Annotated in this window: 14 protein-coding genes; 10 read left to right on the plus strand and 4 right to left on the minus strand. The window is 42.3% G+C overall.

The window, feature by feature from the left end:
• Positions 1-258, minus strand: a 258-nt coding sequence (locus tag H513_RS0116950) for a transposase (protein ID WP_026801786.1), incomplete at its 3' end; no start/stop codon positions are given.
• Between the two features lie 359 nt (positions 259-617).
• On the opposite strand from H513_RS0116950, the gene H513_RS0116955 reads away from it, so the two are divergent.
• The 6 genes from H513_RS0116955 (at position 618) to H513_RS0116980 (ending at position 4,982) form a co-directional block, all read left to right on the plus strand.
• Positions 618-1,601, plus strand: coding sequence for an HD domain-containing protein (locus H513_RS0116955; RefSeq protein ID WP_026801787.1), 984 nt, complete (start codon positions 618-620; stop codon positions 1,599-1,601).
• Between the two features lie 163 nt (positions 1,602-1,764).
• Positions 1,765-2,658 carry a cation diffusion facilitator family transporter gene (locus H513_RS0116960; RefSeq protein WP_026801788.1) on the plus strand — a complete coding sequence of 298 codons (894 nt, stop codon included), beginning with the start codon at positions 1,765-1,767 and terminating at the stop codon, positions 2,656-2,658.
• Between the two features lie 12 nt (positions 2,659-2,670).
• Positions 2,671-2,985: an ArsR/SmtB family transcription factor gene (locus H513_RS0116965; RefSeq protein WP_026801789.1), complete on the plus strand. Its 315-nt coding sequence runs from the start codon at positions 2,671-2,673 to the stop codon at positions 2,983-2,985.
• Positions 2,986-3,215: 230 nt separating this feature from the next.
• On the plus strand, positions 3,216-3,539 hold the full coding sequence (locus H513_RS0116970) for a PadR family transcriptional regulator (RefSeq protein ID WP_026801790.1): 324 nt from the start codon (positions 3,216-3,218) through the stop codon (positions 3,537-3,539).
• Positions 3,532-4,092: an HAAS signaling domain-containing protein gene (locus H513_RS0116975; protein ID WP_026801791.1), complete on the plus strand. Its 561-nt coding sequence runs from the start codon at positions 3,532-3,534 to the stop codon at positions 4,090-4,092. Before H513_RS0116970 ends, H513_RS0116975 begins: the two co-directional genes overlap by 8 nt.
• On the plus strand, positions 4,089-4,982 hold the full coding sequence (locus H513_RS0116980) for a DUF4097 family beta strand repeat-containing protein (protein WP_026801792.1): 894 nt from the start codon (positions 4,089-4,091) through the stop codon (positions 4,980-4,982). The genes H513_RS0116975 and H513_RS0116980 overlap by 4 nt, the downstream gene beginning before the upstream one ends.
• A 38-nt stretch (positions 4,983-5,020) precedes the next feature.
• Here the strand turns inward: H513_RS0116980 and H513_RS0116985 are convergent, their stop codons facing one another.
• The gene (locus H513_RS0116985; protein ID WP_026801793.1) at positions 5,021-6,340 is read right to left on the minus strand and encodes a GntP family permease; all 1,320 of its coding nucleotides are present in this window, start codon (positions 6,338-6,340) and stop codon (positions 5,021-5,023) included.
• 420 nt (positions 6,341-6,760) lie between these two features.
• Here H513_RS0116985 and H513_RS0116990 point away from each other — a divergent pair, with 420 nt between their 5' ends.
• Positions 6,761-7,165 (plus strand): VOC family protein, encoded by a 405-nt coding sequence (locus H513_RS0116990; protein ID WP_407946640.1) that lies wholly within the window; start codon positions 6,761-6,763, stop codon positions 7,163-7,165.
• A gap of 187 nt (positions 7,166-7,352) precedes the next feature.
• Here the strand turns inward: H513_RS0116990 and H513_RS20585 are convergent, their stop codons facing one another.
• A complete protein-coding gene (locus H513_RS20585) occupies positions 7,353-8,474 on the minus strand; it encodes a hypothetical protein (protein WP_051240107.1) in 1,122 nt (373 codons plus the stop codon).
• A gap of 181 nt (positions 8,475-8,655) precedes the next feature.
• Between H513_RS20585 and H513_RS0117000 the strand changes: the two genes are divergently transcribed.
• Positions 8,656-9,468 carry a hypothetical protein gene (locus H513_RS0117000; protein WP_026801795.1) on the plus strand — a complete coding sequence of 271 codons (813 nt, stop codon included), beginning with the start codon at positions 8,656-8,658 and terminating at the stop codon, positions 9,466-9,468.
• 69 nt (positions 9,469-9,537) lie between these two features.
• On the opposite strand, the gene H513_RS0117005 is transcribed toward H513_RS0117000, so the two are convergent.
• Positions 9,538-10,296: an MBL fold metallo-hydrolase gene (locus H513_RS0117005; RefSeq protein WP_026801796.1), complete on the minus strand. Its 759-nt coding sequence runs from the start codon at positions 10,294-10,296 to the stop codon at positions 9,538-9,540.
• Between the two features lie 120 nt (positions 10,297-10,416).
• On the opposite strand from H513_RS0117005, the gene H513_RS0117010 reads away from it, so the two are divergent.
• Both H513_RS0117010 and H513_RS0117015 read left to right on the plus strand, forming a co-directional pair.
• Positions 10,417-10,836 (plus strand): Lrp/AsnC family transcriptional regulator, encoded by a 420-nt coding sequence (locus H513_RS0117010; protein WP_026801797.1) that lies wholly within the window; start codon positions 10,417-10,419, stop codon positions 10,834-10,836.
• A gap of 106 nt (positions 10,837-10,942) precedes the next feature.
• Positions 10,943-12,094 carry a thiolase family protein gene (locus H513_RS0117015; RefSeq protein WP_026801798.1) on the plus strand — a complete coding sequence of 384 codons (1,152 nt, stop codon included), beginning with the start codon at positions 10,943-10,945 and terminating at the stop codon, positions 12,092-12,094.
• Positions 12,095-12,171: the final 77 nt, after the last annotated feature.

Genomic DNA, 12,171 nt, shown 5'->3' on the forward strand with positions numbered 1-12,171 from the left:
TTGCTTTAAAATATCATTTTCCATCGCTAGCCGTTGATTTTCCTTCCGAAGACGAATCAACTCATTTTCTTCAGGAGTGCGATTGTCCTTCTCTTTAAAGGACCCGGACTTCTCAAATCGGCTCACCCAATTATCAAAGGTAGAAGGATTCAGCTCGTACTCTTCAATAATCTGTTTCCTAGGTTTACCGTTCTGATAAAGCTGGACCATCTGCTTCTTAAACTCCTCTGTGAACGTACGTCTGGACCTCTTAGTCATGGTCAGTGCTCCTCGCTATTTGAATTGAGATAAGTTTACCTGACCTTAATTTACATGTCCAATTTAGTGTAGCCTATCCAGTTGTGATAATGGGGAAGGCGAGAGTCTAAAGAGAATCTTTCCCCATTCGTCTAATAAAGAAAATAAACGAGTACACGATAGTTAGTACCTCTCAGTGTATCATATATTCATTGATTTGGGATTAAATTCCTTTTTGCTTACATCGCTGTTAACACGTTCTGCGCTTTGCAGTCTTCGCTAGTAGCTCTCCATGTACTGAATGTGAATAACACCTTTTCTCTTTGTTAGAAGAATCGTGTCACGTACAATAAAGGGAGAAGATTAGGGGGGATGGAATCATGAAACTTACAGATAAATTATATGGAACAGTTGAAGTGGAACCTGTACTAGCAGAACTTGTTAGAAGTAAGCCAATCCAAAGGTTGAAAGGAATTCATCAAGCGGGGGCGAGCTACTTAGTTGAAGAGACATGGAATGTGACGAGGTATGAGCATTCTGTCGGGGTCATGCTACTAATAAGAAGACTAGGGGGGACGGTTGAGGAGCAAGTGGCAGGGCTTCTACATGACGTATCGCATACCGCTTTCTCACACGTCGTAGACACGGTGTTGAATGTACATAACGAAGATTATCATGAACATATATTTGAGGAGGTCGTCATGAACTCCGAAATTCCATCGATCTTAAATAAGCATGGAATGAACGTGGAGCGTGTGTTTCAAGAGGAACAGTGGACGTTATTAGAACAGCCTGCTCCTTTGCTATGTGCGGATCGAATTGATTACACGCTTAGAGACTTATCCCGTTATGGATATCGGTCAATTGAGGACGCGCAACAAATCGTCCGACAATTTCGAGTGGAGGATGGTTTGATTTATCTCGACTCTGTCCAGGCAGCTGAGAGGTTTACGGAATGGTATTATGAAGAGGTGATCGGTTTCTTTATGAATCCGAAGAACATGTTCGCGAACTATTGGATGGCAAATCTCCTAAAGGAGTCATTGCAGAAGGGGATCATCTCAAGAGACGATTTCTTGTTAGAAGATCAAGAAGTAGTAGAGAAGCTGCTCCAGTCTAATGATAAGTCGGTCATCCAACAACTACGTCATCTACAACCGAGTAGTAAAGTGGTGAAAGATGAGCATGATTACGATTTCCATCAAAGGCTGAAAGTAAGGTTAATTGATCCTTCCATTCTGGTAGATGGCCAACTTGTAAAGGCATCTCAGCAATCCGTCAACGTGAAGCGCATGGGGGAGGAAGCAAGACGAACGTTTGAGGGAGGAGTTAGGGTGAAAGTGGTCACTGTTCCAAATACATAAGATTTTCGCGTTTAACAACCACTGAAAAGGTGAAACGTAAGGGTGTGATTGGGTGGACATTCGCTCATTGACACCCTATTTCTCATAAGTATATACTAAAGATGTAAATATGAGCATATAATCATATATTAGAGAGAGTCGTTTTAGAACGGAGGAGTAGATTATGGGACATCATCATCACCATCATGACCATTCTAATGGAAATATACGTACCGCATTCTTTCTTAACTTCTTCTTTACGATTATTGAAATCATTGGTGGCCTACTGACCAATAGTATGGCTATCTTATCTGATGCGTTACATGACCTTGGAGACTCGCTTTCTCTAGGGTTAGCATGGTTTCTTGAGAAGTATTCGAAGAAAGGGCACGATGAGAAATATTCATTCGGCTATCGACGGTTTTCTTTGTTAGCTGCACTCATTAATAGCGTCGTTCTTGTCATCGGATCGGTATTTATTCTAACCGAAGCTGTTCCTCGGTTACTAAATCCTGAGTCTCCGAACGCCGCTGGTATGATTCTTCTTGCGGTATTAGGGATTGTTGTAAATGGAGCGGCCGTAGTTAAGATGAAAGACGGCGAATCCATGAATGCGAAGGTCATCTCTTGGCATTTACTTGAAGATGTTCTTGGCTGGGTAGCCGTTCTTATCGTAAGTATTGTGCTTTTCTTCGTGGATCTACCGATTCTTGACCCACTACTGTCCATTGGGATTACTCTATATATTCTGTACAACGTGATTATGAACTTGAAGAAGACAATGGAACTATTCCTTGAGCGGGTTCCGGATGGCATACAGCTAGACGACATTAAACAACGTATTGAACAGATTGACAACGTGCTATCTATTCACCATACACATTTATGGTCGCTTGACGGGGAGCATCATGCCTTCTCAACTCACATTATCGTCCCGGACCATATGCAGAAAGATGATGTGTGCACCATTAAGAGTCAAGTGAACAAGATTATAAGAGACATTCATTTAGACCACGTCACCATTGAAATTGAATATGAAAGTGAAGAATGTTCGGTTAACCAAGTTCACCATCACTAAGGAGGATTGTCCATGAGTGAGAAACCAGTAGAGAACGAGGCACTTGATGAGGAAACGTTATTTGTCGTATCACAGACATTCAAAGCCCTTTCTGACCCGACACGTATTCGAATTCTTTATTTATTGTGTAGAGAGGAAATGTCCGTCAATGGAATAGCTGAGGCATTGGATTTGCGTCAATCTACGGTCTCTCATCAACTTCGCTTCTTGAAGAACCTTCGACTCGTTACGTATCGAAGAGAGGGTACAACAATCTACTATTCCCACGATGACCAACACGTCATGGATTTGCTGCAACAGACCATTCAGCACGCGTTGCATAACTAAGAAAGGGAAGAGTGCCAAAGTATGAGCTTTGGCACTTTTTTACTTCTTTCAAGAAAAAAGTTGACTCAGTACCTTGCAATGTTCAGTAGTAACCGTTATAGTAAAGAACAGACGGACATATTTTTTCACACCACTATTGAACAATGTGTAGTACTGAATGGCGAACCACCATTCTTTTCTTTTGAATCACTATTGAATATTGTTCACTACTAAGAAGGGGGTGCCCATTGGTGAACGTGCAAATGAAGAAGGGGGCATTAGAGCTTTGTGTCCTCATTGTTATCTCGAATAAGGATCAATACGGGTATGAGCTGGCGCAGAACATCTCGAACAAGATTCAAGTTGCCGAAGGAACGTTATATCCGCTCCTTCGCCGCTTAACGAAAGAAGGCTACCTTGAGACCTATAAAGCGAAATCAAAAGAAGGGCCACCTCGTAAATACTACTCACTCAGTGAGGATGGGGAAGCGTATTTAGCTGAACTCATGGAAGATTGGGCGGTATTTTCAGATGCGGTAGATTACTTTATTAAGGAGATGAGAAGCGATGAATAAGGAGCAGTTTATGAAGAGATTGGACAGTTTGCTCCAGGAATTACCCGAGCATGAACGGGAAGACATCTTAGATGATTATGAAGAACACTTCTTAAGTGGCGAGCAAGATGGGAAGGGCGAAGAAGAGATTGTGAATGAACTTGGTGACCCTAAGACCATTGCGAAGGAAATTACGGCTCATCATTATGTAGAAGCAGCATCTGAGAATCGTTCCATGAAGAATATGTGGAAGGCAATCTTGGCTACGGTCAGTTTAAGCTTCTTTAACTTAATCTTTATTCTAGGCCCTGCGTTCGGATTATTAGGAGTTTATATAGGCATTTGGGGTGTGGCAGTCTCCCTATTGCTCATTCCACTCGTTCTGATATCCACATGGATCTTTGGTGCTTCAGATGCAAGCTTCTTCTTGTCAATCAGCATGTCATTGACTTCATTGGGACTCGGTTTACTGTTATCCATCGGACTTATCTATACTGGGAAATGGCTCTATAAAGGAACGGTAAGCTATATGAAATATAACATTGGAATTGTTAAAGGAGGAGAGAAAGGATGAAGAAACTAGTCTATTTCGCTATTGCCTCCCTTGTCGTTGGAGTGATAGGCGTCTCCGCTATATTAGCAGGGGGGATTGACAGTCATCTTGCAAATGCCAAGGTGAAGGATGAGAAGAAAGTCAGTGCAGAAGGTGTCACTGATCTTTCCATTGACGTAAAGGACGCAGACATAACACTAATTAAAACAGATAGTGATGAAGTCACTGCTGAGCTCTCTGGTAGAATGACAGAGAAGAAGTTTGAAGATGTGACTTTTACTGTAGAGAAGAACGGTGGAAAGGTGTCCATCGTAGAACGAACAAACTTCTCATTTGAGATTGGGTTTACGATGCTTGAAGACTTAGATTTGAATGTCTATCTTCCTGAACAAGTGTACGAAAGCTTAACGATTCAAGCAACCTCCGCTGATATTCAACTTCCGAAGCTGGACGTGAATAACGTGCTTGTTGATGTAACTTCCGGTGACATTATAACAGATGGGATGGAGAACGTAACTACATTAGAGATGCACACAACGTCTGGTGATATCCGCGGGAAAGCAATTCAGGCAGAGTCAGGTACACTCGTAACAAATTCAGGGGATCTGTTATTTGAAACTTATAGTGGTAACCTCTCTATACAAGCGACATCTGGGGACGTGACGATTAAAGAGGCAGATGTTCAATCGGATGTTTCCATTGAAACAACGTCAGGGGACATCGCGTTCCATTACGCGGAAGAACCAACATCCTTGAACCTCGTCTTGGACACAACTTCTGGTGACAAGAGTGTACAACTAGAAGGCATTTCATTTAACGACGATTCAAATGGAACGGTAAAGAATCAAATTGGAGATGGAGAGAACACGTTATCCATTTCTGCTACTTCTGGTGACATTACTATTCAATAATGAGAAAGGTCAGACCTAATGTAGGTCTGACCTTTCTCTTATATACCGATATTCATAGAGAACAAGATAATGGCTAGGATTGCACCGAGAACAGGGAGCACAACGGTTACGGCGCCCATGGCCCAATAAGCACGCTGGTGCGTCTCGCCAGCAATTGCTCGAATGGTTGTGACGACATAGCCGTTATGAGGCAAGGAATCGAGCGCTCCTGAGGAGATCGCAACTGTTCGGTGAAGTGCCTCCGAGTTCACGCCCATATCTAAGTAGTGAGGTCCTAAGATAGGAAGTGCAATTACCTGACCACCAGATGCTGAACCAGTTAATCCAGCAATCACACTAACTGCGATGGCGCCTCCAATCAACGGTGAACCTGGCAAATCGGTCATGGCTTGAACCGCCTGATCGAATGCAGGTGAAGCTTTCGCAACGCCACCGAATCCGACAACAGCAGCCGTATTCCCGATTGCGACTAACGCACCTGTTGTCCCTTCCGACATCGCTTTACTCGTTTCTTGCATATACGTGCGATTTAAAAGTAAGATAGACAGCACGCCACCTAAAAGAGCAATGATCAATGCGGATTGCTCCAGCACATCATGCAGGGAGAAGGAAATGGCCAATACAATAAACAATGGCAAGATGCCCATCAATGGATGAGGCAATTCCCGTTCAGTAATTTCAGGGTCATCCGCTCGTTCCTCAAACACCTCACCACGTTCAACAGCCTTTGCAATCATCCGCTTCAACCAGTAATACCCTCCAGAGAATAGGAAGATAGCGACGATGATACTTACTTCCCATCCTGCATAAGGAGACGTGCCTAAGTATTCAATTGGGATCCAGTTCTGAATCTCAGGTGAGCCTGCTGATGTCATCGTGAACGTGACCGAGCCAAATCCAAGCGCTGCCGGAATAAAGCGTCTTGGTAAATTCGCTTCCTTAAATAAGCTGACCGCCATCGGATAGACCGAGAACGCAACTACGAACAAGCTTACGCCACCATACGTTAAGACCGCACAAGCAAGGACGATGGCAAGAACAGCACGATTCATCCCAAGCTTTCCAATTACCCATCTGGAGACACTTTGGGCAGAACCGCTATCCTCCATCACTTTACCGAAAATGGCCCCTAACAAGAACATAGGGAACCAAGAAGCAACAAAATCTGCGAAACTATTCATGTAATTCCCAAGTAACGTTGCACTACCATCTGGAGCAGTCTGTGGAAATATAGAGATTCCACTAAAGAGCGCCACAAACAATGCGCATAGAGGAGCTGCTAGTAATAGGTTCATACCTCGAAGGGTAAGAACAACCAACAGAATCAACCCTCCAAATAAACCAATCATACTCCACATTTCGTATCAGTCCTTTTGTCATGTATAACAGTTATGAAAACTATGCTTTGCCATTATAGAATTGTTAATATTTTTGTGCAATCAAAATGTGTCAAAAAAGTGAAAAGGAATTCACGATGTGACGGTAATGCTTTCCATTGGTAAAGATAACTGTTAAAAAATAAATAATAAGGGTTGTTTTGTAAGTTTGTTGGAATGGGTCTGATGGAGTGGGAAGAAGGGATGGTGCATGAGACTATTCAGCTTTAAAAAGAACATGGTAAGATTAATTTATAAAAAATTCCAATTGTTAAATGAAGGGGAAATGCAACCTCATGTTCCTTAGTAAGCATGAGTGTCTATGATTAGGGGGTTCCTACTCTATAGACGAGATGTGTTGGTGCATGAAAGGAAGATAAATCGACTTACGGGGGGATACTGGTGAAATTTAATCAGTTTAATGCAAGTCAGATAAGAATCGCTAGGCCAACGAACCAACTGGATAGAATCGTAAAGTTTTATGAAGAGGGTCTTGGTCTAGAGCGAATGGGAGAGTTTCAAGGACATAGCGGCTATGATGGAATTATTTATGGATTACCGACGTTGTCTTACCAACTAGAATTTACGAGTCATGAAGAAGGGAGCCCTTGTCCCGCCCCTACGAAAGATAATTTGCTAGTCTTTTATATTGCAGACCGGGAAGAGCTCCTTGCAGTATCAGAACGGCTGGTCAATATGGGCTACAGAGCCGTAGAACCAGAAAATGTGTACTGGAAAGAGAAGGGGATTACCATCGAAGACCCAGATGGATGGAGAATCGTGCTTATGAATACGGAGGGGATTTAGAAAGGAGTGTTCTTTAAGGAGAGAGGTTAAATAAAGAGAAGAGTGATTGGGTGTTTCACAAAACTCACTATTCAACTAGATGACGTCGAAGCATGTTCGATGTGACCTAGTTAAATTTACATACAACAAAAGGAACTATCGATGGATAGTTCCTTTTGTATTGGAGTCATGGTTACTTAACGTTCATTTACGATGACTCATTTCCTTTCGTGTCATGATCCTTCGTCGACTCTTGTTCGATTTCTTGATACCGTCGTTTCTGTCGGTATCCATACGTAATGTTTCGCACGAGCTCATCATTCTCAAGCCCTGCGCCTAACGCTCCAGCAAGAGTTGCCACAGAAGTAGCTAACCATGCAAGGTGTAGATAGTCCATCATCTGCGCGCTTGACTCAAGTCCTGCTTCCATTCCGAACAATTCGGCGGGGACGAAGATACGGACCGCAACAAAGAACAAGATGAACAACATCAAGTAGTAGAGAATGACTGCGATGCTGAGGGTTACAACGGTAGCGAAATTGTATAGGCGCCTCAAGTTGTACTTGCTACGATGCGACGGCTTCTCCCATAAATTATGAGCGAAGATAATCCACACAATCATACTAAATAAGGCAGTAAACATAAGTGCAATAAACCTTGTCTGCTCAAAGGCAGCGCTTAACGTCCATAAGGTAGGAAAGATTAGACCGTAAGTACCCGTAGCAAATGCAACGGCAACGACACTCTTAAATGAAGGGAAGATTGTCCACGGACGATTTGCATAAACCATCCCGAACAACACGCGTAACCTTCCGTTTAGTTTGGGAATGACAATGTAGCGAGTGTTGTTCTCATCATTATCTGGAATGACTGTTCGAATTGGGGAGAAGGTTTTCGGAAAGCGTTTCTTCTTTTCAGATTTGTCTACTTCATACTGATGGTGATGGAGTTCTCTTACCATGCTGATGACTACTTCCCGTATCCGCTTCTTCATAGGAACAGAACCAAATGCGGGTAAAGAAATTTGAGAGACGCATCGATCTTTATTAACGTCTGCCAACACGATATTACTCTTCTCATAAATCGGTAAATCAGTTAAGCAAATCGCATAATCCCAACCATTCCGCTTTTTCCGTTCTTCTGTCTCATCAATAATCTCATTCGCATTCTCAGCAGCGCCAGTTAATGGGTCAATGACCACTTCAATGTTCCATTCAACAGTATTATCAATTTCGTTATATAGTAAATCAGGAAGTTCATTCGCCAAGCTTCTTGCAATTTTCTCTGGCAATTCAGGGGCAGGAAGTAACCCGACTGTTAGCTCACTCACTTCTTCATTTCTCCTTCCTAGCCTATTCATAGTTGACAGTTACACTCTTCCACTGAAATGGTCGGTTGAAACAAAAAATAAAATAGTAAGATAATAAATGTTCATGATCTCTCTTCTATTAACTAAATTCTGTTAGAAGACGTCCGATATTAGTTGTATGCCTAATAAAGGAGTGTAGCTAATGGATGCTTTAGAATACTTACAATCAATACTCATCCCCTTAGTTTCAATCATCTCTACTGCGTTTTTAGTTTTAATGTTTAAGCCAAGTATAGTAACGTTTTTTACGTCGAATACAATTGAAAAGAAATTAATAAGTAAAGAACTTGAGATTTTTTATAAAGTGATGAGCTATTTATTTATATTTATAGTATTCCCTTTGATGGCTTCATTGATAGCTGATTTTGATCCATTACTTAAATATCTTGATAGTAATCCACATATTTTTAGTGGCCTTCTTTTAGGGGATGTTTTAATTGTGTGGGGATGGTATATCTTTATTAAGCTGAGATTTCACAAGTTTAATTACCTTAGAAAGAAATACAGTAGAATAAGAGAAAGTAGGAACTATAGACATACCAAATTAGAGATTAAGATTAAGGCATTTACCATTATGTTAATAATTGTATTGTTGAGCTCAGTTTTTATTCACTTATGTCTTGGTGCTATCCATTATGCTGCGCTTCGTGAAGCCGAAAGTAGTCCTGAAATGATTACGAATTCGTTAATAATAGTATTCCTAATCGCTATCTCTAGTCTCCCACTTTTTATGTCGTTTGATTATTTATTAACAAAAGATATAAAGGTGAAGCATATAGAGTACGAAAATGGAAAGGTCGTTGAAGGTGGATATTTATTACAGAGAACTTTCAAGAATAATGTCTTAATAGGAGATAAACCATTAAAAAAGGATTGTACAAGGATTAAAGTAGTCAAGAGTGATGTAATTATTTTATGGGATTTAGAAGAAGATGATAGTTGGAGTACCAAATAAGGGATAGTATTTACAATCATTGAGGAGGAACCATTACAACTACCGGTTACTCCTCAATGACGAATAAACTTAAAACGACAATACCTCTCCATCATCTGGAACGTGAACACGATCGGTCATGTTGTTCTTCTCTACATAATCCTTCAACTCACTACGCTTGAGCAGGCAGTGGTTTAGTGATTCCATATGGTCAACAACAATCTGTGCGTTGCGTGCAGCTTTGTAAGTTTCGTGAATATCTTCCTCAGTCATTGTAATCGGTCCGCCTTCAAGGAATTGAGCGGCGCCTCCATTTACGACAATGACGTCTGGGTCATGCGTCTCAATCGCGGATTCCATTTCCTCAACCCATACAGTATCTCCGGCAATATAAAGGGTTTGCTCCTCTTCATGATGGAAGACAATGCCACACACTTCTCCCGTCATTTCGATGATCGCTCCCCGGCCGTGTGAACCACCCGTTTTCGTGATTTGTATGCCATCATAGTGACCAATGCTGTCAATTGTATTCACGTTCGTAAAGCCAGCCTCTTGAATCGTTTGTACATCGTGGTCATTCTGTGCGTAGACTGGGATGGACTTTGGAAGCATCTCAATCGCCTTGTCGTCGAAGTGGTCCGGATGTAAGTGGGTGACAAAGACCGCGTCCACATCAATGAGCTCCTCAATCGATGAGGTTAGGCTGACTAGAGGATTATTTACATCCTGATTCGGTGTATTCGGAAATGCTGGCATCGAACCCTTATCTGCAAAGAATGGGTCAATCAAAAACGTTTTATCGTTATAGTACAAGAGCAACGTAGCGTTGCGTACAACTTTAATATCCATAATGTGCGTCCTCCTTTTTTCTAGTTCTTCTTTAGGATAGTATAGGGTAAGAAAGGTATACATAGATAGAATCAAGTGTTCCCGTCATTTCACTTGAAAGTTGAAAGGATTGTAGAATGTATGGATGCCACAGATCGCCAAATTATTAACGTACTAGCAGAAAACGGACGCATGAAGATGAAGGAACTAGGGGAACGCGTTCACCTTACAGGACAAGCCGCTTCCGCGCGTGTACTCAAGCTAGAGGAAGAGGGAATCATTGAAGGGTATACGATTCGTCTTAACTACGATAAGGTTGGATTTCCTGTACATGTCTTTCTGAGCATCTTCACAAGAGGTTATCATCACAAGTCGTACTTCAACTTCATTCATTCCCAAGAGCCCTATGTCTTAAACAACTATAAAGTAAGTGGGGAAGGCTGTTACTTACTTCAGTGCCGATTTCCATCAAATACGGAATTGGATGAGTTTCTTACATCGTTAAGTGTGTACGTGGACTACAAGTTATCTGTTGTAATTAATGAAAATAAAGAACGATAGAACGACTTCTGTAAAGGAGTCGTTTATTTATTTGAAGGAAATCAACCTTCTTTCAGCGAACCCCTTTATATAAATGAAAGCGGTTTAAATGTGGGGAGGAATAGTTATGTCAAGAGAGGTTGTTATTGTGGAAGCGGTAAGAACGGCTGTTGGGAAGCGTAAAGGGGTATTTCGAAATACCCATCCGGTTCATATGGCAAGTCACGTCTTGCATGAAGTCGTACAACGAGTCGGACTACCGAAGCGTGAAGTAGAAGATGTCATCTTAGGTTGTGTCTCACCAATCGAAGAGCAAGGATTTAATATTGCGAGGCTATCTTTGTTGGATGCAGGTTTCCCTGTGGAAGTTCCTGGTGTTCAACTAAATCGGATGTGCGGTTCAGGCCAGCAAGCCATCCACTTCGGTGCGCAAGCAATAGCAGCTGGAGACCTCGATGTAGTGATTGCTGGTGGAGTGGAGAATATGACACGTGTGCCAATTCTGAGTGATGGAAATGATGCCACCATTCCCGAAAGTGTTCATGATCGGTACAACATTGTTCATCAAGGTGTATCTGCTGAGTACATTGCAGAGAAACATGAGCTAAGTCGCGAGGCATTAGATGAATATGCGTATGAAAGTCATAGACGAGCGCTTGAGGCGATTAAAGAAGGTAGATTTACGAAAGAGATTGTCCCAATGAAAGGAGAATCGAAAGAAGGAGAGGCTGTGACGGTTTCAGAAGACGAGGGTCCAAGGAAGGATACGTCACTCGAAGCGTTGTCTCAGCTGAAGCCAGTATTCAAGGAACAAGGTGTCGTGACGGCTGGTAATGCAAGTCAAATGAGTGACGGGGCGTCGGCCGTACTACTAATGAGTCGGGAGAAAGCGGATGAATTTGGGGTGAGACCAAGAGCCAGAATCTTAAGTCGGGTTGTTGTTGGCTCTGATCCGACGATGATGCTAGACGGGGTCATTCCAGCCACACGTAAAGCGTTAGCTAAAGCAGGGCTTCAGCTGTCGGACATGGACCGGGTAGAAATTAATGAAGCCTTTGCTCCTGTCGTGCTCGCTTGGCAGAAGGAGCTCGGAGCTGACTTGAGCAAAGTAAATGTGAACGGCGGAGCCATTGCACTTGGTCACCCGCTCGGTGCAACAGGGGCAAAGCTTATGACCTCCTTGTTGCATGAGCTAGAACGAAGCAACGGTCAGTACGGATTGCTTACAGTTTGTATTGGTCATGGGATGTCAACAGCAGCTGTGATTGAACGGTTGTAGCATATGAGGACGTGATTACACGTCCTTTTTTGTGTTTGTAGTGAAACGGTGTCACAATCCTTCACGTTATTACAGAA

Source organism: Pontibacillus halophilus JSM 076056 = DSM 19796 (assembly GCF_000425205.1).
GTDB classification, from domain to species: Bacteria; Bacillota; Bacilli; order Bacillales; family BH030062; genus Pontibacillus_A; species Pontibacillus_A halophilus.